Below are 23,382 nucleotides of genomic sequence, written 5' to 3' on the forward strand. Positions count from 1 at the left end.
ATAGTGAAGTAACGATAATCGTGCGGTCACGAAATTCCAGCAGATGGCTTCCATGTGATTGCGCTGGCACCATGCGTTCGCTATCGCAACAATATGTCCGAACAAGCTATCTCGATCCAAAACCTCTCCAAAAAATATGCAGGAGGGAAGCAAGCGTTAAACGATGTCAGTTTTGACGTCGCGCAAGGGTCGATTTTCGGCCTTCTTGGGCCCAATGGCGCCGGTAAATCCACGTTGATTAATATCCTGGCTGGGCTGGTGATGAAGACATCGGGCAGTGCATCGATATGGGGATTCGACATCGACGCCCATCCGCGCAATGCCAAGGCGTCTATCGGCATTGTGCCACAGGAAATTATGTTCGACCCTTTCTTTACACCGAAAGAAGCGCTTGAATTGCAAGCGGGTCTATATGGTGTGCCCAAGTCGAAACGCCGGACAATGGAATTGTTGAAAGCCGTGCGGCTTGAGGACAAGGCTGATGCCTATGCGCGGACGCTATCGGGCGGGATGAAACGTCGCTTGCTGGTGGCGAAAGCCATGGTCCATGCGCCGCCGGTCATTGTCCTCGATGAACCAACGGCTGGCGTCGATATCGAGCTGCGTCAGCAATTATGGGATTATGTGCAGGAACTGAACCGCCAAGGCGTCACGGTTGTGCTTACCACACATTATCTCGAAGAAGCAGAGCAGTTGTGCGACCGGATTGCTATCATCAATCATGGGCAGTTGATTGCCAACAAACCGACACGTGAACTGGTTGGCATGGCGCGCGAAAAAGCGGTGGTTTTGACGCTGGATCGCGATGTAACCACTGCGCCTACGCATGAAGCCTTTGAAAAAACGGAGATGGTGGGCGAGCGCACGGTTGAAATTACTTACAACAAAGACCGTATGAATGCTGGCGAAGTGCTTTCGGTCGTTCAAGGCCTTGGATTGGGTATCATCGACGTAACCACAAAGGAGGCCGACCTCGAAGATGTCTTCCTCCGTTTGACAAGCGCCCCTTGATGGAAACGGATGTCCTGATCATTGGGTCGGGCGCTGCGGGTTTGACGGCGGCGTTACAATTGGCAGCGACGCGTAAGGTGGTGGTGCTGGCCAAGGGAGCGATTTCCGATGGCGCAACCGCATGGGCGCAGGGCGGGATTGCAGCGGTTCTTGAACCTGGCGATAATTTTGCGAACCATATCGAAGATACGATGATCGCAGGCGCGGGGCTGAATAACCGCGCCACGGTTGAATTTGTCGTGGAAAATGCGCCACTCGCGATCGAGCGGCTGGCAAAGCTTGGCGTGCCGTTCAATCTGGAGGGTAATGACTGGCACCTAACCCGCGAAGGCGGGCATAGCCATCGGCGTATCGTCCATGTTGACGATGCCACCGGGTGGGCTGTGCAACAAGCGTTGGAAGCGGCAGCCAGAGCGCATCCGAATATCAGCTTGGTTCCGGACATGGTCGCAGTTGATCTGATTTTGGGTAGAAATCAGGAGCGCTTTTCAACGTCAGGGCGCATCCATGGCGTTTATGCGTTGAACCGCAAAACGGGCCAGGTCGAGACCTTCACTGCGCGCGCGACCATTCTCGCGAGCGGCGGCGCCGGTCGGACATATCTATATTCCACAGCGCCTCGCGGCGCGACGGGTGACGGCATTGCTATGGCGTGGCGCGCCGGGTGCCGCGTATCGAATATGGAGTTCATGCAATTCCACCCGACCTGCCTCTATAATCTGGAGGTTAAAAATTTCCTGATAACGGAGGCGGTGCGCGGCGAGGGCGGCATCCTAAAAAACCCGAAAACTGGGCATCGGTATATGCCTGATTATGACAATCGTGCCGAGCTTGCGCCGCGCGACATTGTCGCCCGTGCCAATGACGCTGAAATCAAACGCGATGGTCTGGATTATGTCCATCTCGATATCAGCCACAAGCCACCCGAATTTGTGAAAACGCATTTTCCAAATATTTATGAAAAGCTGCTTGGTCTTGGCATCGACATCACGCGCGAACCAATCCCCGTCGTCCCAGCGCAGCATTATACCTGCGGCGGAGTGATTGTGGATCTGGACGGCAGGACTGATGCGCCGGGCCTATATGCGGCGGGCGAAGTAACGCAAAGCGGCTTGCATGGTGCAAATCGTCTGGCCTCCAATTCCTTGCTTGAATGCTTCGTCTTTGGTGATGCTTGCGCCCGTCATATCGATGCCAATTGGGATAGCCTGCCACCCCCGCCGCCGATTAGGCAGTGGGATGAAAGCCGTGTGATCGACAGCGACGAAGAGGTCGTGATTGCCCAATGCTGGCGCGAAATTCGGCAGTTCATGTGGAACTTTGTGGGTATTGTCCGGACGACCAAGCGGTTGGAGCGCGCGCAGCATCGTATCGATTTGCTGCGCAGCGAAGTCGAGGATTATTACAGCCATTTCCGTGTCACCCCTGACCTAATCGAACTGCGGAATTTGGTCGAGGTTGCAGCCTTGATTATCCGTTCAGCGCTGGCGCGGCATGAGAGCCGCGGACTGCACTTTACGCTCGATTATCCGGAAATGGCAGATGAGGCGCGCGACACGATTTTGATGCCATAGCCACAAAACACTTTCCTAGAGATGGCAAACTAAGGCAATGTTGCATCTGGTTATTTGGAGGCTTTCATGGACGTTAGAAATCAAGTTGCAGCTTTTCAGCTACGTAAATTCTTACGTCTTCCAGCCTTGGCGCTGCTGGCGGCCATGGCAATGCCCGCCGCCGCCGCGACGCCCGAGGAAACCGCGCGCGAAGTGCTGGCCAAATCGCCCATCATCGATGGTCATAATGACACGCCGCACCAAATTGCCGAGTTGTTTGACCGTGATTTTTCAAAGTTTGATCTAGCTGCTTTGCCAGCGGACGTGCTCGCCAAAACGCATACTGATATAAAAATGGCGCGCGCCGGATATTTGGGCGGGCAATATTGGTCGGTCTACGTTGCTGCGGCTTTGCCTAAGCATGAGGCGGTAACGCGCACAATTCAGCAAATCGATGTCGTGCGGCAGATGATGGCGCGCTACCCGGATACGTTCACCTATGCCGCAACGGCGGCAGAGGTTGAGGCGGCGATGAAACAGGGCAAGATCGCGTCGCTTATTGGTATGGAAGGCGGGCATTCGATCGGTGGTTCGCTGGAAATCCTACGGCAGACTTATGCGCTTGGCGCGCGTTACATGACCCTCACACACAGCCTGACCACCGATTGGGCGGACAGCGCAACCGACGTGCCAAGGCATGACGGATTGTCGCCCTTTGGTTTTGAAGTTCTCGCCGAAATGAACCGTCTAGGCATGATTGCAGATATCAGCCATGTGTCAGAGGCAACGATGCACGATGTGTTGGACAAGAGCACGGCGCCCGTCTTGTTTACCCACAGCAATGCACGCGCAATTACGCCGCACCCACGCAACGTGCCAGATTCGGTGCTGAAGCGTTTGCCACAAAATGGCGGCGTGGTGATGGTGACCTTCGTCCCTGGATTTACGTCGGCCGAGCGGCGTCAGTGGGAATTTGAGCGTTCGGCTGTCGCAGGGCGCGCGAAGACCGAATTTTCTGGAAATCCTGTCGGCGAAAAGGCGGCTCTCGACGCATGGATTGCCGCTAACCCGCAACCAAAGGCAACGCTGGCGCAAGTCGCCGATCATATTGACCATATCCGCAGAGTTGCAGGGATTGACCATATCGGCATTGGCGGTGACTTTGGCGGCGTGGACGAATTGCCGGTTGGCCTAGAAAATGTTTCAACCTATCCCGCCTTATTCGCAGAACTCGTCCGCCGTGGCTATTCGAAGGCGGACCTGGCCAAAATTGCCCAAGGCAATGTCCTGCGCGTGATGCGCGGAGTCGAGAAAGCCGCGCGCAAATAGTTTAGGCGGCAAATCCTTCGGCCAGATATCGTTCCGTAATATCGGCGTGCACGGCGGCACCCCGCGCCATCACGCTGTCGTCAAGGACCATACGGTTTGAGTGCAGGCCACAGCATGTACGCCAGTCGTCGCCTTCATGTGACGCCCCAAGGAAGAACATTGCGCCGGGAACTTTTTCGAGGACATAGGCAAAGTCCTCCGCACCCATGATGGGTGTATCGAGCGTGATCCAGCTTTCGGGACCGAACATATCCTCGACCACTGTTTTGCCGAATTGGACGGCGCGGTCATCGCAGATGGTCACCGGAAAGCCTTGTTCAATATGAACCTCAGCGCTGCAGCCATGGGCGGCGGCAATGCCGGGAGCAAGGCGGTGCAGTTCCTCGGCTACCCGTGCGCGTGACTGCGACGACAATGTACGAATGGTGCCAAGCAAGTGCGCGGTTTCTGGAATTATGTTGTTGGTCGTGCCCGCCGATATCTTGGCGATGGTGATGACCGCCGGGTTGAATACCGAAATCTTGCGTGTGACCATCGTTTGAATGGCGGACACAATTTCGCAGGCGACGGGGATGGGATCAATCGCATCGTGCGGCATAGAGGCATGGCCGCCAGCGCCCTTGACGGTGATGGTCAACACGTCTGACGATGCCATCAATGGCCCACTTCGTCCGCTAAACACGCCGCGCGGTGCGTTCGGCATGATGTGCAAGGCAAAGGCGGCGTCGGGCAAGGGATCAATCAGGCCGTCATCCAGCATGAAGCGCGCGCCGTGATGGCCCTCTTCGCCGGGCTGAAACATGAATTGAACGGTACCGGCCAATTGGTCGCGTTTGGCGCATAGCATCTTGGCCGCGCCAACGAGCATTGCGACATGGGTGTCATGTCCACAGGCATGCATCGCGCCATCGGTGAGCGAGCTATACTCAAGTCCGGTATCTTCATGCAGTGGCAAGGCGTCCATATCGCCACGCAGAAGCACCGTACGCCCATTGGCAGGGCCTTTGAGGGTCGCTATGAGACCAGTGGTTGACGGCCCCTCACGCAGCTCCAGCGGAAGGCCAGCGAGAGCGGCCTTTATTTTTGCCAAGGTTTTTGGATTTTGCAGACCTAATTCTGGTTCGGCGTGAATCGCGCGACGCAGATCAATAAGGTCGGGAAGGATATGTTCGGCGTCGGCGCGCCAGTCGGTGCTGATTAAGTCCATAGCTTAACTAGCACCAGCCTGGCGCAACCGACAACAGTCTTTACTTGTCCAAACGCACGGTCACATATTGCGTTGCCGCACCGCGACGCTTTACGCCAAGCAAAATCGCGCCACGACCAGCCGTTTGTGCATCCCTAACGGCAGCGGCTAGTGCTGCGGCCGAGTTCAAGTCCCGGTAATTTGCGGACACGATGACATCACCGCGCCGCAATCCGACCTGCGCGCCAGTGCCGGAGCCCGGTACGTCGATGACCACGCCCTTTACATCGGCCGTTAGGCCGAGCGCTCGTGCGATTTCGGCATCCAACGGAATGACGCTAAGCCCAAGTGCATCACGAATGACCTTGGAATCGGGCGTGTCGGTTTGTTTGTCGAAGTCTTTATTCTCTTCCGGGTTGAAGTTGCGTTGGGCTAGCTTCTCTTCGGGCGGACGGGCGCCAACCGTTGCGGTCAGCTTCATCGGCTTACCTTCGCGCAAAATATCTAGGGGAATGCGTGTCCCGGGTTTGATGTTCGCAACAATGTAAGACAAAGTCTCTTCCGGCGTCACTTCGCGGTCATTGACGCGGAGCACAATATCGCCTTCTTTCAGACCAGCCTTATCGGCGGCCTCACCTGCAACAATACGCGCGACAAATTCGCCACGATTCTTTTCAAGGCCAAGGGCGTCGGCAAGATCCTCACTCACAGGCGTAATGCTGATGCCAAGATAGCCACGCTCAGGACGAACACCCTTTTTCAGGGACTCAATAACCGGAATGGCTTCCTCGGCCGGAATGGCAAAGCCAACACCGATATTCGCGCCGACAGGTGAAATTAGGCGGTTGTTGATGCCGACAACCTCACCCTTCAGGTTGAACAATGGGCCACCCGAATTGCCTGGGTTAATTGCGGTGTCGGTTTGAATGAAGCGGTCATAAGCGCCGCCAGCGCCGATATTACGCTGAAGCGCCGATATGATCCCTGCGGTCACTGTATTGCCGAGGCCAAGCGGGTTACCAATAGCGATCACCCAATCGCCCACGCGGCTTTTCTGCGATTCTACCATTTTTACAAAAGGCAGACCCGATGCACGGATCTTCAGCAAAGCAATGTCCGATGATGGGTCACGACCAACTATTTCGGCCTGATATTCTTTACCATCGAAAAGGGTTACGGTCACACGGTCTACCGCGTCACCAGTCGGGCCACCAGCTACAACATGGTTGTTGGTGACGATGTAGCCGTCGGACGAGATCAGAAAGCCTGAGCCGCCACTTGCTTGTTCTTGCGTCACAGGGCGGCGTTCGCCCGTCATAGGGTTGAAGCTGGTTGCGACCTGCACCTTTTGCCGTGTGGCGATGTTGACCACCGCAGGTTGCAATTGCGCGGCAAGATCCGCGAAACTTGACGGCGCGCCGCCGGGAGCAAGGTTGGCTTGTTCCGAGACCGATAGGCCGGTTTGCGCGGTGACGGGGTTGCCGTTCACCAAAGCAACTGTGCCGCCAGCCATCAAAAGCGCGGTGGTAACTGCATAAGCGTAACGCACGGATTTCATTCCTCTCGTCTATTCAATTGGGCACATAGCCCTGAAAATTTGTTCATCTTTGGCGTGGTAAAGCTGAACACCAATTGAATGGATGCCTTTCAACTGGCCATCATTATGTGTCCGTCAATTAAATGCCTTTACGGAATTTTTCCAGATAGGCGTTCTGCGGTGACAAGATGATATTACTTGCACCTTCACCATTTTGGAATGTCTGACGATAGCTCTGCATCGCGCGGTAGAAATCGTAGAATGCGGGATCCTTACCATAACTTATTGCATAGATGCGGGCGGCTTCGGCCTCAGCGTCAGCGCGGATAATTTGCGCTTCCTTTTGGCCTTCTGCGTCAATGGCAATCGCTTCCTGATTTCGGGCGCTGCGCATACGATTATAAGCCGATTGTAAGGTTGCCGCTGGCAAGTCGGCGCGCTTGATGCGCACGTCAATAACTTCGGCCCCATATTTGCGCGCTTCACGGTTTAACGCGGTCTGGATATTCTCCATGACTTCGCCGCGCTCGGCGCTCAACAATGCGGCAAAGGTTCGCTTGCCAAGCTCGTTACGCAGCGATGAACCCAAAATTGTCCGCAATTGGTCACGCAGACGATCTTCGGTGCGGATGGTTCGGTACATTTTTGCGGGTTTGGTAATACGGAAACGGGCGAAGGCATCGACCTGTAACCGCAACTGGTCGGTGGATAGCACTTCCTGCTGCTCCATCTGGACGCTCAACACGCGCTTGTCGATCATTTGGATTTGTTCGACAAAAGGAATGCGGAACGTAAGCCCGGCGCGCGTTCTGCCGAACTCCTCGCCCGGTTCATACGGGTTCACAATCCGGTCAACCTTACCATAGCTGCTGATAATGGCCTGTTGCGTTTCAGGAACAACGTTCACCGACATGCTCATCAAGATGAGCGCGCCAATTGCGCCAACCGCGAGATAAATCGGATTGCGAAGAAGGTTGCTGGTCATTTCTTGGTCCCTGTAACGGTCACGGGTTCGGCCTTTGGAGCCGTTCTTTTCTGGAATTCGGGGATAGGAAGGTAAGGCGTTACGCCGCCCGTTTCGACAATGGTTTTGTCAACCTTACCCAGCACTTGTTCCATGGTTTCATAATATAACCGGCGCTTGGTAACCTCAGGCGCGGCACGATATTGCACATAAATTTTATCAAACTCTGCCGTTTCACCCAAGGCAAGCTCGGTCACGCGGCTGGCATAAGCGCGGGCATCGTTCAGATAGCTTTCACGCCGTTGTTGCGCCGCGTTTACTTCGCGGAAGGCGTCATTAACCTCGGCTGGCGGGTCAGACTGGCGGATCGAAATGCTCTGAATCAACACGCCCGCCCGATATTCATCGAGCACCTGTTGCATCCTACTACGCACTTGAAGTTCGATTTCGCCACGGCCAGGGCCAATGGCTTGTGTTAGATCAAAATTCGCAACCGCCGCGCGCATGGCGCTTTCCGCAACTTCTTTGACAGTTTCCTGCGGGCTGTCGAGTTGAAACAGATACAGCTTCGGTTCTTTAATTGACCAGCGGACGTCATAGGCCATGTCGATGATACTTTGGTCTTTTGTTAGGACTAAATTCTCGCTGCTTGCCTTTGGGGAGCCTACAGACGTCGTTTGAATTTGTTGCGTATCGATTTTCGTGATGCTTTGCAGTGGCGCAGGCAAAGTGAACTGGATCCCAGGCTTCACTGTGCGGTAATATTTCCCCAATTGTGTCACAACACCTTCTTGTTCAGGTCCAATCCGGTGCACGCTCGTCCAGACGATCCACAATGCTACCAAGGCGCCAATAATCAACGGGAACCAACTTTTGCCGTCTGGGCGTTGCGGTAATCCGCCAAATCCGCCGCCTTTTCTGCGCAGTAGTTCCTCAATCGATGGGCCGCGCGAACGCGCCCGTGCGCCGGGTTCGGGTGTAGGATCCCACGGATTCACGGGGTCGGGCTTCGATCCGCCGCCGCGTCCCGTTGTGTTGCTTGGGCCGCTTGTATCCCCAGAATCCGGGGAATCCCAAGGGCCTTTGTTATCTGCTGCCAAGATTACGGGTCCTTGCTTATCAAATTTGGTGCTCATAAAACCTTTATAGGAACGGTTTTTCAGAAAAACAGTGTCAATCCCGCAATTCTGAATCTATTCGGCATCTTATGTCTGATTTTACCATAATTTCTGATGCTATCGCTGCTGTCGTAGGAAGCCGCGCCAGTGGTTTAAAAGTCGCCGATAATGCAGTCTCGCTGATGCTTGACGTGTCTGGCTTAAATGCTAATCAGCGTGCTGAAATTGAAGCCGATGTCCGCAATGCAGCCACGCAGGCGGGCGCGCAATCCGTGCGTGTCATGTTGACCGCCGAACGCATCACGCCGCGCTTGATTGCGGTGGCAAGTGGCAAAGGCGGCGTAGGTAAATCTACTCTGTCGACAAATCTTGCCATTGCCATGGCGCGCGCTGGCCGTTCGGTTGGTCTGGTAGACGCAGATATTTATGGTCCGTCGCAACCAAGATTGATGGGTGTGGAGGGCGTGAAGCCGGAAGCTGAAGGCAAGATGATGATCCCGGTGATGGGCGCAGGCGGTGTGCCATTCCTGTCGATGGGGCAGTTGGTCAATCCGGGGCAAGCCATTGCGTGGCGCGGGCCAATGGCGGGTAATGCGCTGTCGCAACTTGTCGATGCCAAATGGGACAATGTCCGTGACATCGTCGTTGATATGCCGCCCGGCACTGGTGATATTCAACTTTCGATGATCCAGAAGCACAAGCCGATCGGCGCCGTGATTATATCGACGCCGCAGGACCTTGCCCTGATTGACGCGATGCGCGCCATAAGCTTTTTTGATACGGCAAAAGTGCCGATTATTGGCCTGGTTGAAAACATGGCCGGGTATCTGTGTCCGAATTGCGGGGAAATGAGTGATCCTTTCGGTTCCGGTGGAGCCGAGGCGGCGGCGAAGGAATTGGGCATTCCGTTCTTGGGACGGATACCACTCGACATCAAAATTCGCGTTGAAAGCGATGCTGGAACGCCGCCTGCAATGGGGGAGGGGCCAATCAGCGACGCTTATGGTGCAATTGCGCAAATGGTGGCGACTTGGCTTGATTCGCCGAAAGACAACGCCGTATGAATGATGCGCCAGCGGCAAAGGACGGCATAAGCCGCCGAAAGCTGTTGGTCGGCGGCGGCGCAGGTGTAGGACTTTTGGTTGCATGGGGGCTATGGCCGCGCCGTTATGCGCCAAATATGCGTGCTGCGGATGGCGAGCATGTTTTTGGTCCATGGCTCAAGATCGCGGAGGATGGCAAAGTCATCGTCGCTATCCCGCAAAGCGAGTCTGGCCAAGGCGTATACACCGCGCTGGCGCAAATTGTCGCTGGTGAGTTGGGGGCGGACTGGCGCTCGGTTGCTGTGCAGCCAGTTTCCGCTAGTCCGATCTTTGCCAACACATTGCTGGCGCGCGCATGGGCCCCTGCATTTTTATCAGAAAACATCGCTATAGATGCGGATATTGGCCCCGTTGCCCGCAGCATAAGCGAAATCGCTCGTCGTAACATGTTTGTAGTGACAGGTGGGTCATCCTCTATCCGGCAGTTCGAAAGACCGTGCCGCGAAGCTGGCGCAGCCGCGAGGACTTTATTATGTCAAGCAGCGGCAGCGCGATGGGGTATTGCATGGGAGCAATGCGAGACTGAACGTGGTTTTGTCATTGCCGGGCAACGGCGCTTGTCCTTTGCAGAATTGGTGGTGGAAGCATCGGCACTTGATCTGCCGTCGCCCATTCCGCTCAACCCTTCGGCGCGTAACCGGCTGTCGGGACGCGATGCACCGCGCCTTGATCTATCGGCCAAGGTTGATGGCAGCGTCAGTTTTGCCGGTGATGTGCGTTTGCCCGATATGGTGTTCGCGTCGGTTCGCGCCGGTCCAGCAGGCAACACGAGACTTTTGTCTGCGGATGAGAAAGCGGGACTGAATATTCGTGGTGTCCTGCAGGTGGTTAAGACCGAAAACTGGGTCGCGGCGGTGGCAAGCAATTGGTGGGCGGCAAACAATGCCCTCGATGCCATGGCACCTGTGTTCCGCACCAAAGGCCGGATGGCAGATAGCACGGAAATCGGACAGTCCTTGTCTGATGCCATTGCCAAAGGTCCTGGTTTTCGCGCGACCACATTTGGGGATATTGATAGCGCCATGGCGCCGGAAACAGGCGCGCGGATATTCAAGGCAGATTATACCGTGGGCGCTGCGGTGCACGCGCCGATTGAGACACGCTCGGCAACAGCTGACTTTCGGGATGGGCGCTTACAATTGTGGTTCGCGACCCAAGCGCCGCAAGCGGCGCGTATAGCTGCTGCTAAAGCTATTGGAATTAGTGTGGATGATGTCGTGCATCATCCCATGATGGCGGGTGGTAGCTTTGATCGAAATTTCGATAACAGCATAGCTGCGCAAGTGGCGGTGATTGCGAAGGCCGTGGGCAGGCCTGTTCAATTGACATGGTCACGTCCAGAAGATTTCCTTCGCGATCATGTGCGCAGTCCAGCACTGGGAAGGCTTTCGGCGGCCATAAATGCGAAGGGCGCAGTGACGGGCTTAACCGTTCGTGTCGCCGCAGCATCCACGATGCGTGAGCTTGCCAACCGGATAGACGGACAATCAACGGACGAGGCGCGTAAGGCAGCATCCGGTCAATATGATGTGCTGGCGCTGGAAGGCGCACAAATTCCTTACGCGATACCAAATGTCACAATCGACCATTTTCCTGTATCCATGCCCATGCCCACGGGCCCATGGCGCGGCCTTGCCAACAGCTATAATTGTTTCTTCATCGAAGGATTTATCGATGAATTGGCGCATAAGGCAGGGCTTGAACCATTGTCGTTCCGTATGCAGATGCTGGCTGGGCAGCCACGTTTGGCGCAATGCCTCACAGGTGTGGCTAACATGGTTGGCTCGAATGGCGGCGTTTTGGGCAGCGGGCGTGGCATTGCGTGCCACAGCATGCGCGGTAGTCATATCGCTGTCATTGTGACTGCCAGCAATAGCGAGACTGGCGTGCGAGTGGACAGCATTCATGCCATGGCCGATTGTGGTCGCTTGATTAACCCCGACCTTGCGCGCCAGCAGATTGAAGGCGGCATCGTGTTTGGATTGGCGCAAGCCTTGGGATCCGCTACGGACTTTGAAAGCGGGCTACCTACCGCAAGGAGGTTGCGCGATATCGATCTACCCAAATTAGCAGATGTGCCTGAAATCACCGTTGAACTTGCGCGAAATGATGAAGCGCCGGGCGGCGTTTCTGAATTGGGCGTTCCCGCGGTCGCGCCTGCTATTGCCAATGCCATTTTCTCCGCCGCCGGCATTAGGCTGCGCGAATTACCCTTATTGTCCAGAGGACTATGATGACATTACCGATTGACCACCCCCAAGTAGCCACACCAAAAATTGGCGTATTGCTTGTAAATTTGGGTACGCCCGACGCGCCGACGACGTCTGCCGTGAAACGCTACCTTAAGCAGTTTCTATCCGACCGCCGCGTCGTCGAAATCCCACCAATCATCTGGCAACCAATCTTGCGCGGGATCATTTTGAATACACGTCCGCAGAAATCTGCAAAAGCTTATGCAAAAGTGTGGACAGACAAGGGGTCACCTCTGGCATTTTTTACGGCTGGACAGGCTGAGGCGCTGCAGGCGCGTATGGGCGATAGTGCCGATGTCCGTTACGCCATGCGTTATGGCAACCCATCGGTCGCTGACCAGCTTTCGGCCATGAAAACCGCGGGCTGCAACCGCATCTTGATTGCGCCGATGTATCCGCAATATTCCGGCGCAACGACGGGGACTGTTTTGGATGAGGCCTATGCCGCATTGACCGCGATGCGCTGGCACCCCGCAATACGGACGCTACCTGCCTATCATGATGATAGGGCCTATATTGGTGCACTGAAAACGTCGATTGAGGCGTCGCTTGCTGGACTTGATTTCGAACCCGAAGCTATCGTTATCAGCTTCCACGGCATGCCAGAGCGCACATTGCACTTGGGTGACCCCTATCATTGCCATTGCCAGAAAACGGCGCGTTTGCTGTCAGAGGCAATGGGGCGCGAATTGGTTGTCAGTTTCCAGTCACGTTTCGGTCGTGCCAAATGGCTTGAGCCCGCAACGGACGACACCCTAATGCGGTTGGCGCGCGAAGGCACCAAAAAGGTCGCAATTTTTGCGCCAGGCTTCTCCGTTGATTGCCTCGAAACGCTGGAAGAATTGGCCATGCAGGGCCATGAGCAGTTCGAAGAAGCTGGCGGCACCCATTACGCCTATATGCCATGCTTGAACGACAGCAATGTCGGCATGGACATGGTGGAACGCATCGTCCGACGCGAACTTGCTGGCTGGATTTGACATCTGATACAGCAGGTTATGAATTTTTTAGACTAACGTTTACGGCAACTTGCGCTTGCCGACGTGCGCGGTAATCATCGTAAAGAATTGAGCGAGGAGAGCGGCGCATGACAAGGATTGCAGTGGTTACCGGCGGAACCAGAGGCATTGGCGAAGCGATTAGCTTAAAACTACAAGAAAAGGGCCGTCTGGTTATCGCCAATTATGGCGGAAATGATGCTGCAGCCATGGCTTTTTCAGAGCGTACCGGCATTGCCGTTCGCAAATGGGATGTCGGCGACCATAAAAGTTGCATGGATACCTGTGCCGCTATTGAGGCTGAATTTGGCCAAATAGATATCATGGTCAACAATGCGGGCATTACGCGGGACGCCACGATGGTTAAAATGACCTTTGAGCAATGGGACGAGGTAATTCGCGTTGACCTTACGGGCTGCTTTAACATGGCCAAAGCAGTGTTTACGGGCATGCGTGAGCGCAAATGGGGGCGCATTGTTAATATTGGTTCCGTCAACGGCCAAGGTGGGCAAATTGGTCAGGTGAACTATGCCGCAGCCAAATCAGGCATACATGGTTTTACAAAATCCCTTGCGGCCGAGGGCGCACGACATGGCGTAACGGCTAACGCCATCGCGCCAGGATATATTGGGACGGAAATGCTGTCGACGATTCCTGAAAATGTGATGGAGAAGATTGTCGCGCAAATTCCTGTCGGTCGCCTTGGGCAGCCTGAAGAAATCGCACGCGGTGTCGAATTTCTAACAAGCGATAATGCTGGCTTCATCACCGGATCGACCCTGTCGATCAACGGTGGTCAGCATATGTATTGATGACAATTTAGGGTCAGGACCTATTAAATGCACCTTCGCGGTTTGAGGCCATACTGTTCAGTGCAAGGCGGCAAGCGCAGGGCTTAGTGGTTCTAAGTCCAAGCTTGCCAACGCAGCAATGGACAGTATGGGTCAAATCCGAAGGACGTCAAAATGGCTTCGATCTCGAGGCAAAATGCCCTTGCAGGCAGAATAACTGCCTGCGGCGAACATTTTACCTCGATATCTTTGCCATTTTGACGCCGCGAAGGTGTTTTTAACAGGTCCTGACCCTAGACATGAGCGATATTTATCACCCGCCTGTGAAACGCAGCATGACCGTGGCCGGCCATCAGACGTCAATCAGTCTTGAACCATTGTTTTGGGACCGTCTTCGCGGTGTGGCGGAGGCAGATGGCCTTCCGATTAATGCTTTGGTCGCGCAGATTGATGTCGCGCGGTTGGAATCGCAAACGCCCTGTGGCCTTGCAAGCGCCATCCGCCTCTGGCTCATGGCGCGCGCATAAAAACCGCCGCTTGCGCGATGTATGGGGTTTCTTGGCGCCGCTTTTTCAAGGCTGCGTCATAGGCTTATTATATGTGAAGGGTCGAAACTAGCCGCTGGTTTACACCAGTTACGTCTGATCAAAGGCCCGCTTCGACGGCAATTCTTACCGCGTCAGCGGCATTTGACGTTGCAAGCTTTTTAAACATCAACATGCGGTGCATTTGAACCGTTTTTTCACTGAGTGAAAGGCGGTAGGCTATTTGTTTTGTACGGAAACCGCGCGCCATTTGCTGCAATATCTCGCGCTGGCGTGGTGAAAGACGATCCACAATTTGTGCTGCTTGTTGTTGCCGCACGAGCCCAATGCTCTCTTCTTCTGGCAGAACCTCAATTTGCGACCCAACGAAAAGCTCCAGCTTTCCTTCATCATCAAATAATGGCGCAATCATAACCGCATTGCGAAAGGGCGATCCGTCTTTGCGGTAGTTAATAAGTTCAGCCAAGGCAGGACGTTGTCCATAAACCGCGGATCGCAATTTCTCCGTCTGACCATTTTCGGTGTCGGGACCGCGCAAAAACCGGCAGTTGCGTCCAATTGATTCCGCCGCGGAATATCCTGTCAGCGCGCAAAAAGCATCGTTAACCGCAATCAGAGGATTATCTGCCTGTGTGGGGTCGCTAACAACTGTTGCAATTGGGCTAAAGCGAATCGACTCCAACACAGGATGTCGATTAGAAGACGTGGAATTCAGGAAAACTTTTTTTGTCACTTAGGGATTAATACTGTAGAAAACGGCCATTGGCAACCGTTCCTACTCAAAATCTATCAATATGCAGGGTTTCGTATCATTCTGCGCCGACGCGCTCAACGTCCGCGCCGACCAACTGAAGCTTTTCCTCAAGCCGTTCATATCCCCGGTCAAGATGATAGAGCCGGCTAACATGCGTTTCGCCTTCTGCTACCAATCCCGCGATTACAAGGCTCATGGATGCCCGCAGGTCGGTTGCCATGACCGGCGCACCTGTAAGCTTTTTGACACCATGAACAATCGCCGTTCGGCCCTTGGTTTCGATATGCGCGCCCATTCGGTTGAGTTCGGGCACGTGCATATAGCGGTTTTCAAATATGGTCTCGGTGAGCACGCTAGCACCATCTGCCATACAGAGCATTGCCATGAATTGTGCCTGCATATCAGTGGCAAAACCGGGATAAGGTGCCGTGGAAATGGTAAGCGGTTTAAGTTTTCCGTCTGAAGAGACGCGAATGCCCGTTCCCGTGTCTTCGACTTTCACGCCCGCTTGACGCAAAGCATCTAGCGTTGCGTCCATCTCGCTAGCCTTCGCACCTACCAACTCTACATCACCGCCAGTCATGGCGGCGGCACAGGCATAACTACCTGCCTCAATACGATCGCTCATTACGCGGTAGGTTGCGCCATGTAGGCGGTCTCTGCCTTGAATGATCAAATCCGATGTACCGATGCCTTCAATTTGCGCGCCCATGGCGACAAGCAGATTGCACAGGTCGACAATTTCTGGTTCGCGCGCGGCGTTATGCAATACGCATGTACCTTTGGCTAAGCTGGCGGCCATTAGGGCGTTTTCCGTCGCACCTACCGATACGACGGGGAAAGTATATGTCCCGCCCGGAATGCCCTTTTTGGCAATGGCTTTGACATAGCCAGCGGCCACCTCAATCTCGACGCCAAAGGCTTCAAGCGCCTTGAGGTGAAGGTCAATCGGTCGGTTGCCGATCGCACATCCACCCGGCAGAGAAACGGTTGCTTCACCAGCGCGCGCCAGCATTGGGCCAAGCACCAGGATAGAGGCGCGCATTTTGCGGACAAGGTCGTAAGGCGCGACATTGCTGGTAATCCGCGTCGCTTCCAGAGTCATTACGCGGCCGAAATCTTCGGGACGCGACCCTGCAACTGTTGTCGAAATACCGAACTGGTTCATCAGATGCTGAAAGCCGTCAATGTCAGCCAAGCGCGGTAAATTACGCAAAGTCAGTGGTTCATCCGTCAGCAGCGCGCAGGGGATCAGCGTCAATGCGCTATTCTTCGCACCTGAAATGGGAATTTTGCCTTTTAGGGCGTTGCCGCCACGTACGATTATCTTATCCATCGCAGTGTATTTAGCGGGAATTGGAGGCGGCGCAACTTAGGATTTGGTAAGTGCCGCCTCAACCTGCCCGAGCCGTTCCTTACCCCAGAACATCTCGTCACCCACAAAGAAGGTCGGCACGCCAAATGCACCGCGCTTTGCGGCAGCTTCGGTATTCGCCATCAGTTCCGCCTTCACCTCGGGATCTTCGGCCAAGGCAAGCAAAGCTGCGCTGTCGAGGTTAGCCTTGTCGAGAATATCGCGCACAACATTCAGATCGCCCAAGTCCGCTGTGTCATGCCACATCGCCGTCATGACGGCGTCCACATAAGGTACTAAGCAGTCCAGCCGCTGTGCTGCAACTGCACCGCGCATCACGTGTAGTGTGTTGAGAGGAAAACGAGGGTTCATGTTAAACGGTATCCCGTGCGCTTTTACGAAGCGTTGGAATTCCAGCATTTCATATTTTTGTTTGGCGGGCGTTTCGGCATAGCGCATCATTGGCGCCTGATTATTGGTAAGCTTGAACAAACCACCGAGCAGGATGGGCACATACACAATTTCTGCGCCGGTTCGGGCGCAAAGGCCTGGCAACATTTTGTAAGCCAAATAGCTATTCGGTCCGCCAAAATCGAAAAGAAATTCAACGCGATTTGTCATTAGAAACTCTCCGTCCAAGGACGCAAATCCAATTCATGCGTCCATGCGCTGCGGTGTTGCTGGTGCAAGGCGACATATTGCAGCGCAATCGCGTCGGGCGACAATATGCCGTCTGCTGCTTTTGCAGCCTCGAAATCTGACCGGATACCGCGGATGAAAGCGGTATCGATGCCGCCGTCAATAATGACGTGGGCGACGTGAATATTTTGCGGGCCCAGTTCACGGGCCATGGACTGGGCGAGCATCCGCAGCGCGCCTTTTGCGCCGGAAAAGGCTGAGAAGCCTTTGCCACCGCGCATACTTGCCGTTGCGCCTGTGAAAATGATGGTGCCCGATTGACGCGCAACCATTCTGCGCGCGGCCTCACGACCCATTAGGAAGCCAGCAAATGCAGCCATTTCCCATACCTTGCGGTACACTTGCGCGGTCATATCGAGGATTGAGAAGTTTACGTTCGCACCGATATTAAAGACGGCCACTTCAATTGGCCCGACGTCGCGTTCAATCGCATCGACCATTGCGACAACTTCGTCTTCTATACGGGCGTCGGCAGGGTAAGCTTGGGCTTGATAACCTTCTGCGCGTATTGATTGGGCGAGCGCTTCCAGTTGGTCGGCGTTACGTGCACGGCGGTTGACGCAAGCAACATAGCCTTCGCGCGCAAATGCCTTCGCGATTGCGCCGCCTGTGGCGTCACCTGCGCCGACGATTAGAGCTGCCTTACTCAATCTTTCTCAAGCGTGCATTGGAGCGGATGCTGGTTCTTTTGCGCGAAATCCATCACTTGCGTGACTTTCGTTTCTGCAACTTCATATGTAAAAATGCCGCAGACGCCGACGCCTTTTTGGTGGACATGCAACATCACACGCGTCGCCTGATCCGTGTCCATCTGAAAAAACGCTTTGAGGACATGGACGACAAATTCCATCGGTGTGTAATCGTCGTTCAGCAGCAGCACTTTATATAGGCTTGGCTTTTGTGTTTTAGGACGCGTGCGCGTAGCAAGGCCAACCCCGGGGCGACCGCCATTTTTATCGTCATCGTCTTGCGCCATCAATATTTGCATAAAGCTAAAATAGGATAGGGGAGGGGGACTCCGCAAGTCCCGTTTGCGATGTATTCTTATCCGCCAAAAAGAAACCGCCCTTTCCTTAACGGAAAGGACGGTTGCTTTATGGAATTGCACCGGATGATCTCGACTTCCTGCCGCCAAAAGGAGGAGAGAGAGGGAGGCAGGTGCGAGACCCACCGGCGCAATATCGTTCGAAAGCTTATGCAGCTTTCTTGAAGAGTTCAGTCGTCGCCGCGATGCGGTTCGAGATTGGTTGGAACATTTCGCTGACCAGCTTGACCACCGCTTCAGTGTTCTTCGAACCCTGCGCAACAGCAGTATCGAAGCCCTTACGCGCCAATTCACCCTGAAGCTTAACGAAATCGGTTGGCGACTTGACCGAAGTCAGTTCCTTCACGGCAACTTGGACTTCTTCGAAATTCTTTTTGGCAAATTCCATGTTGGTCTTGCCAATTTCCTGAGCGCCCTTGGCAACAATCTTGCCAGCTTCGAAAACGGCTTCCACATTGGCTTTATTGAATTCAACGGCTTCAGCAGCAAACTTTTTGCCCTTTTCGGCAGCCTCGGTTGCCTTTTCGCGGACGTCAGCGAAAAACTCGGTTGCCTTTTCAGCAGTTTTTTCTGCAGTGGCTTTAACAGTGTCAGTCATTTTTGATACTCCTTGAGCAATCGGTGTTGTTTCAACAGACACGGTTTTTAGGGCCGGCGAAGCAAAAGGTGTTTCCACCTTGGTCTTCACAACGGTGCTTGGAGCAGCTTTCACAGCTACACGCTTTGAAACCGCAACTTTGGCAGTTTTCGCAGGCGTGTTTGTTTCTGTCTTAGCAGTCATGTGTACGCACCATTTCTGTTGTGTTGCACTGCACAATAAATGCAAATGCAAACTATGTCAACAAAAAATGGTGCAGTGCACAAAAATCAGTTTGAGCAGCTTAATCCGCCAAAGTTAGACGTTCAAAGCGCTCATAATGGTGATCCGCAGAGCCGAATTGGTTTTCAATCATTGTCGCCCGCTTAAAGAAATGGCCAATGGCCAGCTCTTGCGTGATGCCAATGCCGCCATGCGTTTGAATGGCGCTTTGCCCGACAAACTTTGCCGACCGCGACACCTTCGCCTTACATGCAGATACCGCGGCCATCCGTTCGGCCGCCGGTAGATCGAGCTTAAGTGTAGCCATCGTGGTCATGGACTTTGATTGCTCAACCTCCATGAACATGTCGACCATGCGGTGCTGAAGCACTTGGAAGCGTGAGATCGGCTGACCAAATTGGTTGCGCTGACGCGCATATTCCAAAGTGCCTTGATGTAGCTTTGCGGTCACGCCGCAGGATTCAGCGCAGACGGCAACCGTTGCTTCATCAACAATACGCTCGATAAGTGGCAAACCCGCGCCTTCATCACCCAGCAACGCGTCAGCAGGAATGGCGACGTTTTCGAAATATATTTCAGACGCCTGGAAGCCATCCACTGTTGGGTAATCGCGGCGGACAATGCCCCTTGCATTGGCGTCAATCAGGAACAAGGACACGCCGTTTACATCGGTGGTCGCGCCGCCTGTCCGTGCGGTGACCAGCAAATGCGTTGCCCATGGTGCGGCGTACACGACACCTTTATGGCCGTTCAGAACATAGCCTGCGCCGTCCTTCTTCGCGGTCGTACGGATATTGGCGAGGTTATAACGGCCCTGTGGTTCAGCATAAGCAAAGGCAATGATGACATTGCCATTGATGATTTCTGGAATGACAGCATCTGCCACGGCGCCGCCGACGGCCTTTAACGCGCCGCCGCCAAGCACGACGGTCTGGAGATACGGCTCAATCGCGATGACCTTGCCCAGCTCTTCCATGATCAATGCGTTTTCGAGATAGCCGCCGCCAAGGCCGCCATGTTCTTCGCTGAAGGATGCACCCAACATGCCGAGGTCCTGCGCCAGTGCCTTCCAAATCGCGGGGTCACGTCCCGTACCGCTGGCAATCATCTTGCTGCGGCTATCGAAGTCATAGGTGTCCGCCAAAAAACGGCTTAATGTTTCGCGGATCATGTCCTGCGTTTCGGTGTAGCTGAAATCCATTATCGGCCTCTCTCAAGATTTTTGTCATTCCCGCAGTAGCGGGAAGTCATGGTCTGATTGATGTTTTTGAACAAGAGATCAGACCATATACCCCCGACCAAATGTGCTTTGCACGCCTTTGGCTCCGGGGGTGACACAGTTTATGTTTCTAGGCGGGATTAAATTCCCAATACCAACTTGGCGATGATGTTGCGTTGAATCTCGTTCGATCCACCGTAAATCGTCGTCTTACGGGTGTTGAAATAGGTCGGTGCAGCGCGGTGTGCGTAATCTGGACCGATCGGGTGTTCATTGTCGCCTTCGCCAAAGCCACGGAAATAAGGCGCGCCATAATGGCCAACTGCTTCCAATGCGAGTTCAGTAATACGCTGTTGGATTTCTGAGCCCTTGATTTTCAGCAAGCTGGATTCAGGGCCGGGGCCCTTACCGGCTGCTTCACCAGCAAGGCTGCGCAATTCGGTGAATTCAAGCGCGGTCAAATCAATTTCAAGTTCTGAAATCTTGCGTTTGAAAAACGGGTTGGCAATCAACGGGCGGTCGCCATCCTGTTCTGTGCGGGCAATCGCCTTAATCTTTTCCACGCCGCGCTTGGAACGCGCAACAGCAGCAATACCGGTGCGCTCATGCGCCAATAGGAACTTGGCGCAGGTCCAACCCTTGTTTTCTTCATAAACGCGATTTTCAACGGGCACGCGAACGTCTTCTAACCAAACCTCGTTAACTTCATGCTCGCCGCCCAAGGTGATGATTGGACGTACGGTCACGCCGGGCGATTTCATGTTGATCAATAGGAAGCTTATGCCCTCTTGTGCCTTCGCATCGGGATCGGTGCGCACCAAGAAGAAGCCCCAATCGGCATGCTGCGCCATGGTTGTCCAGGTTTTCTGGCCATTGACGACATAATGGTCGCCGTCACGAACGGCCTTTGTGCGCAAAGATGCAAGGTCGGAACCCGCGCCAGGTTCGGAATATCCCTGACACCACCAGTCATCGCCCGACAAGATACCAGGGAGGAACTTGGCTTTCTGTTCGGGTGTACCGAATGTGTAAATCACGGGGCCAACCATCGAGAGGCCGAAAGGCATTGTGCCAACACAGTCTGCTGCTGCGAGTTCTTCGGACCAAATGAAACGCTCAGTTGCAGTCCAACCGATGCCGCCATATTCAACGGGCCATGCAGGGGCGATCCAGCCCTTTTTGGCGAGAATGCGATGCCATGACAAGAAATCTTCCTTCGAAAGATCATGCCCTTCATCCTGCACTGAACGGAGATTCTGTGGGTAATTTTCGGCGATGAATGTGCGCACTTCCTTCTGGAAGGCAATTTCTGCGGGGCTGAATTCGAGTTGCATCACGATTCTCCTAAAAAGCTGAATCTGAACTAGTCGACGTTTACGTAAACGTCAACTGAATCTCATCGTGCCTTCACATAGCTACCCGGGGCTGATTCTAGCGCCTTCAGAGGACCATGGCCGGGTTGGCGCCCCCCCGTCGCTGGCACGCGTGTGTCGCCCTTCTCTGTTAGCCAGGAAAGCCAATCGGGCCACCAGCTACCCTTGATCTCCGTGGCACCTTCAATGAATGCTGCGAGCGAGGTCGGCGCGGCGTTATTGGTCCAATATTGATATTTCATTTGCGCGGGCGGATTGACTACACCGGCAATATGTCCGCTGCCCGCCAGCACGAATTTGGTGGGGCCAGTGAAATGATACTGTAATTTCCAGACGCTTTGAGCGGGTGCAATATGGTCCTCTCGGCCCGCTTGAATATAGGTCGGCGTTTTTACACGACGCAGGTCAATTGGGGTGCCGAGTACCGACAAATCATTTGGCTTTACAAGACGGTTATCACGGTAGAGGTCGACAAGATAGCTGCGGTGCCATTTGGCCGGCAGGTTGGTGACGTCGCCATTCCAATGCAACAAATCGAACGCGGGATAGTCTTCGCCCAGCAGATAGTTTTTGACGACAGTGGACCATATCAAATCCTTACCGCGCAGCATGTTGAAGGTTAGCGCGAGGAAGCGGCCATCCAAATAACCCTGTGGAGCACTCAGAGCGTCCGTCATCGCAATTTGATGATCATCGACAAAATGCAAAAGTTCGCCGCTAGAACTGAAATCGACCTGTGCGGTAAAAAAGGTCGCGCTACGAACTTTGTGCGCAGCGTCGGTTGCTGCGAGGACCGCGAGTGTTGCCGCTAAGGTCGTGCCTGCAACACAATAACCAATCGTATGGACATCAGGTACATCAAGGGCACTGCATACGGTATCAATTGCGTCGATTTGCGCCGCGATATAATCATCCCAAATGACATCCTTCATCGAAGCGTCTGCCGATTTCCAAGACACAACAAAAACTGTGATGCCTTGGTCGACGCAATACTTGATGAAGCTTTTTTCTGCCGTCAGGTCGAGAATATAAAAGCGGTTAATCCATGGCGGGAAAATAATGAGCGGCGTTTCCAGCACATTTTCGGTGGTCGGGTCATATTGAATGAGTTGATACAAAGGCGTTTGATGCACGACCTTGCCCGGCGTTGATGCGATGTTTTCGCCAAGTGTAAATGCGTTAGGGTCGGTGTGTGTTAACTGCCCCCGCTGCATATCCTGCAACAAATGTTGCATCCCTGACATCAGGCTAGCGCCCTGGGTCTCCAAAGCGCGCTCCAGTGCAACGGGGTTAGTAAAAGGCGAATTTGCAGGGCTCATCGCGTCAAGGATGCTACGCAGCGCAAAGCCCATTTTTGCTTTGTCATGTTCGGGCAAGCCATCCAATTGATCAACTGCGGCCAACATATGTTCGGACATGACCTGATAGCTTTGACGGACCAAGTCGAATACAGGATGTTCCCATTGTGGCGCAGCAAAACGGCGATCTGTTGTATCGACCTTGTCTCGACCCGCTTTCGCCAGCGGTTCCAACACGGTTCCCCAGGCATCCAACGCCGCGCGATAGGCCACTAACGGATCTGTCGTCGTCGCACCCGTTGGCGCGAACAACTTCATGAACTGCGTGGGGTCCATAAAAGGCGGGAATTCAGATGAGTCGGCCATAGCGACAGGCATATCAAAGCAAATGAAATTGTCGAAGATTGTTTTGTTGTGCGGCGCAGCGTGGACA

General features: G+C 54.2%; 21 protein-coding genes. 8 read left to right on the forward strand and 13 right to left on the reverse strand.

Translation table 11 applies throughout. The features are described 5' to 3' along the window. Positions 1-93: 93 nt before the first annotated feature. From D7D48_RS02245 to D7D48_RS02255, 3 genes are all read left to right on the forward strand, one after another. Positions 94-1,011: an ABC transporter ATP-binding protein gene (locus D7D48_RS02245; protein WP_125229751.1), complete on the forward strand. Its 918-nt coding sequence runs from the start codon at positions 94-96 to the stop codon at positions 1,009-1,011. Beyond that, positions 1,011-2,585 (forward strand): L-aspartate oxidase, encoded by a 1,575-nt coding sequence (nadB, locus tag D7D48_RS02250; RefSeq protein WP_125229752.1) that lies wholly within the window; start codon positions 1,011-1,013, stop codon positions 2,583-2,585. Before D7D48_RS02245 ends, nadB begins: the two co-directional genes overlap by 1 nt. Before the next feature lie 66 nt (positions 2,586-2,651). Beyond that, positions 2,652-3,893 (forward strand): dipeptidase, encoded by a 1,242-nt coding sequence (locus D7D48_RS02255; RefSeq protein ID WP_125229753.1) that lies wholly within the window; start codon positions 2,652-2,654, stop codon positions 3,891-3,893. A 1-nt stretch (position 3,894) separates the two neighbouring features. Here D7D48_RS02255 and D7D48_RS02260 read toward each other — a convergent pair whose 3' ends face one another. From D7D48_RS02260 to hflK, 4 genes are all read right to left on the reverse strand, one after another. Next, complete coding sequence (locus D7D48_RS02260) at positions 3,895-5,100, reverse strand: M20 metallopeptidase family protein (protein ID WP_125229754.1); 1,206 nt, start codon at positions 5,098-5,100, stop codon at positions 3,895-3,897. A 40-nt stretch (positions 5,101-5,140) separates the two neighbouring features. Beyond that, on the reverse strand, positions 5,141-6,637 hold the full coding sequence (locus D7D48_RS02265) for a trypsin-like peptidase domain-containing protein (RefSeq protein ID WP_245964306.1): 1,497 nt from the start codon (positions 6,635-6,637) through the stop codon (positions 5,141-5,143). Positions 6,638-6,755: 118 nt separating this feature from the next. Beyond that, positions 6,756-7,601 carry a protease modulator HflC gene (gene hflC / locus D7D48_RS02270; protein ID WP_125229756.1) on the reverse strand — a complete coding sequence of 282 codons (846 nt, stop codon included), beginning with the start codon at positions 7,599-7,601 and terminating at the stop codon, positions 6,756-6,758. Beyond that, a complete protein-coding gene (hflK, locus tag D7D48_RS02275) occupies positions 7,598-8,716 on the reverse strand; it encodes a protease modulator HflK (protein WP_125229757.1) in 1,119 nt (372 codons plus the stop codon). Before hflK ends, hflC begins: the two co-directional genes overlap by 4 nt. 71 nt (positions 8,717-8,787) lie before the next feature. Between hflK and D7D48_RS02280 the strand changes: the two genes are divergently transcribed. The 5 genes from D7D48_RS02280 (at position 8,788) to D7D48_RS02300 (ending at position 14,369) form a co-directional block, all read left to right on the forward strand. Then, complete coding sequence (locus D7D48_RS02280) at positions 8,788-9,762, forward strand: Mrp/NBP35 family ATP-binding protein (RefSeq protein ID WP_125229758.1); 975 nt, start codon at positions 8,788-8,790, stop codon at positions 9,760-9,762. After that, positions 9,759-12,035 carry a xanthine dehydrogenase family protein molybdopterin-binding subunit gene (locus D7D48_RS02285; protein WP_125229759.1) on the forward strand — a complete coding sequence of 759 codons (2,277 nt, stop codon included), beginning with the start codon at positions 9,759-9,761 and terminating at the stop codon, positions 12,033-12,035. The genes D7D48_RS02280 and D7D48_RS02285 overlap by 4 nt, the downstream gene beginning before the upstream one ends. Beyond that, complete coding sequence (hemH, locus tag D7D48_RS02290) at positions 12,035-13,033, forward strand: ferrochelatase (protein WP_125230840.1); 999 nt, start codon at positions 12,035-12,037, stop codon at positions 13,031-13,033. The genes D7D48_RS02285 and hemH overlap by 1 nt, the downstream gene beginning before the upstream one ends. Positions 13,034-13,140: 107 nt before the next feature. Beyond that, complete coding sequence (gene phbB, locus D7D48_RS02295; protein ID WP_125229760.1) at positions 13,141-13,863, forward strand: acetoacetyl-CoA reductase; 723 nt, start codon at positions 13,141-13,143, stop codon at positions 13,861-13,863. Between the two features lie 278 nt (positions 13,864-14,141). Continuing rightward, positions 14,142-14,369 (forward strand): ribbon-helix-helix domain-containing protein, encoded by a 228-nt coding sequence (locus D7D48_RS02300; RefSeq protein ID WP_125229761.1) that lies wholly within the window; start codon positions 14,142-14,144, stop codon positions 14,367-14,369. Positions 14,370-14,487: 118 nt separating this feature from the next. Here the strand turns inward: D7D48_RS02300 and D7D48_RS02305 are convergent, their stop codons facing one another. The 9 genes from D7D48_RS02305 to D7D48_RS02345 all read right to left on the reverse strand — a co-directional run bounded on the left by D7D48_RS02305 (position 14,488) and on the right by D7D48_RS02345 (position 23,315). Next, positions 14,488-15,120: a LuxR C-terminal-related transcriptional regulator gene (locus tag D7D48_RS02305; RefSeq protein ID WP_342769809.1), complete on the reverse strand. Its 633-nt coding sequence runs from the start codon at positions 15,118-15,120 to the stop codon at positions 14,488-14,490. Between the two features lie 76 nt (positions 15,121-15,196). Continuing rightward, positions 15,197-16,477, reverse strand: coding sequence for a UDP-N-acetylglucosamine 1-carboxyvinyltransferase (gene murA, locus D7D48_RS02310; RefSeq protein ID WP_125229763.1), 1,281 nt, complete (start codon positions 16,475-16,477; stop codon positions 15,197-15,199). Positions 16,478-16,513: 36 nt separating this feature from the next. Then, positions 16,514-17,116 carry a 2-hydroxychromene-2-carboxylate isomerase gene (locus D7D48_RS02315; protein WP_125229764.1) on the reverse strand — a complete coding sequence of 201 codons (603 nt, stop codon included), beginning with the start codon at positions 17,114-17,116 and terminating at the stop codon, positions 16,514-16,516. Next, the gene (locus D7D48_RS02320) at positions 17,116-17,844 is read right to left on the reverse strand and encodes an SDR family NAD(P)-dependent oxidoreductase (RefSeq protein ID WP_125229765.1); all 729 of its coding nucleotides are present in this window, start codon (positions 17,842-17,844) and stop codon (positions 17,116-17,118) included. The genes D7D48_RS02315 and D7D48_RS02320 overlap by 1 nt, the downstream gene beginning before the upstream one ends. Further along, entirely contained in the window at positions 17,841-18,170 is a 330-nt protein-coding gene (clpS, locus tag D7D48_RS02325) for an ATP-dependent Clp protease adapter ClpS (RefSeq protein WP_342769810.1), read from the reverse strand. Before clpS ends, D7D48_RS02320 begins: the two co-directional genes overlap by 4 nt. Positions 18,171-18,387: 217 nt before the next feature. Further along, positions 18,388-18,837 (reverse strand): phasin family protein, encoded by a 450-nt coding sequence (locus D7D48_RS02330; RefSeq protein WP_185739758.1) that lies wholly within the window; start codon positions 18,835-18,837, stop codon positions 18,388-18,390. A gap of 283 nt (positions 18,838-19,120) precedes the next feature. Continuing rightward, a complete protein-coding gene (locus D7D48_RS02335; protein ID WP_125229768.1) occupies positions 19,121-20,260 on the reverse strand; it encodes an acyl-CoA dehydrogenase family protein in 1,140 nt (379 codons plus the stop codon). 158 nt (positions 20,261-20,418) lie between these two features. After that, positions 20,419-21,612, reverse strand: coding sequence for an acyl-CoA dehydrogenase family protein (locus tag D7D48_RS02340; RefSeq protein ID WP_125229769.1), 1,194 nt, complete (start codon positions 21,610-21,612; stop codon positions 20,419-20,421). Between the two features lie 62 nt (positions 21,613-21,674). Continuing rightward, positions 21,675-23,315, reverse strand: coding sequence for a PHA/PHB synthase family protein (locus D7D48_RS02345; RefSeq protein WP_245964308.1), 1,641 nt, complete (start codon positions 23,313-23,315; stop codon positions 21,675-21,677). Positions 23,316-23,382: the final 67 nt, after the last annotated feature.

This window comes from Sphingorhabdus wooponensis (genome assembly GCF_003933235.1).
In the GTDB taxonomy this organism is placed as follows: Bacteria; Pseudomonadota; Alphaproteobacteria; order Sphingomonadales; family Sphingomonadaceae; genus Sphingorhabdus_B; species Sphingorhabdus_B wooponensis.

Excerpts from the sequence above, each read along its gene's own strand:
- D7D48_RS02245 (WP_125229751.1), top strand. The coding sequence starts at position 94 with ATGTCCGAACAAGCTATCTCGATCCAAAACCTCTCCAAAAAATATGCA.
- nadB (WP_125229752.1), top strand. The coding sequence starts at position 1,011 with ATGGAAACGGATGTCCTGATCATTGGGTCGGGCGCTGCGGGTTTGACG.
- D7D48_RS02255 (WP_125229753.1), top strand. The coding sequence starts at position 2,652 with ATGGACGTTAGAAATCAAGTTGCAGCTTTTCAGCTACGTAAATTCTTA.
- D7D48_RS02260 (WP_125229754.1), bottom strand. The coding sequence starts at position 5,100 with ATGGACTTAATCAGCACCGACTGGCGCGCCGACGCCGAACATATCCTT.
- D7D48_RS02265 (WP_245964306.1), bottom strand. The coding sequence starts at position 6,637 with ATGAAATCCGTGCGTTACGCTTATGCAGTTACCACCGCGCTTTTGATG.
- hflC (WP_125229756.1), bottom strand. The coding sequence starts at position 7,601 with ATGACCAGCAACCTTCTTCGCAATCCGATTTATCTCGCGGTTGGCGCA.
- hflK (WP_125229757.1), bottom strand. The coding sequence starts at position 8,716 with ATGAGCACCAAATTTGATAAGCAAGGACCCGTAATCTTGGCAGCAGAT.
- D7D48_RS02280 (WP_125229758.1), top strand. The coding sequence starts at position 8,788 with ATGTCTGATTTTACCATAATTTCTGATGCTATCGCTGCTGTCGTAGGA.
- D7D48_RS02285 (WP_125229759.1), top strand. The coding sequence starts at position 9,759 with ATGAATGATGCGCCAGCGGCAAAGGACGGCATAAGCCGCCGAAAGCTG.
- hemH (WP_125230840.1), top strand. The coding sequence starts at position 12,035 with ATGACATTACCGATTGACCACCCCCAAGTAGCCACACCAAAAATTGGC.
- phbB (WP_125229760.1), top strand. The coding sequence starts at position 13,141 with ATGACAAGGATTGCAGTGGTTACCGGCGGAACCAGAGGCATTGGCGAA.
- D7D48_RS02300 (WP_125229761.1), top strand. The coding sequence starts at position 14,142 with ATGAGCGATATTTATCACCCGCCTGTGAAACGCAGCATGACCGTGGCC.
- murA (WP_125229763.1), bottom strand. The coding sequence starts at position 16,477 with ATGGATAAGATAATCGTACGTGGCGGCAACGCCCTAAAAGGCAAAATT.
- D7D48_RS02315 (WP_125229764.1), bottom strand. The coding sequence starts at position 17,116 with ATGACAAATCGCGTTGAATTTCTTTTCGATTTTGGCGGACCGAATAGC.
- clpS (WP_342769810.1), bottom strand. The coding sequence starts at position 18,170 with ATGGCGCAAGACGATGACGATAAAAATGGCGGTCGCCCCGGGGTTGGC.
- D7D48_RS02330 (WP_185739758.1), bottom strand. The coding sequence starts at position 18,837 with ATGACTGACACTGTTAAAGCCACTGCAGAAAAAACTGCTGAAAAGGCA.
- D7D48_RS02335 (WP_125229768.1), bottom strand. The coding sequence starts at position 20,260 with ATGGATTTCAGCTACACCGAAACGCAGGACATGATCCGCGAAACATTA.
- D7D48_RS02340 (WP_125229769.1), bottom strand. The coding sequence starts at position 21,612 with ATGCAACTCGAATTCAGCCCCGCAGAAATTGCCTTCCAGAAGGAAGTG.
- D7D48_RS02345 (WP_245964308.1), bottom strand. The coding sequence starts at position 23,315 with ATGGCCGACTCATCTGAATTCCCGCCTTTTATGGACCCCACGCAGTTC.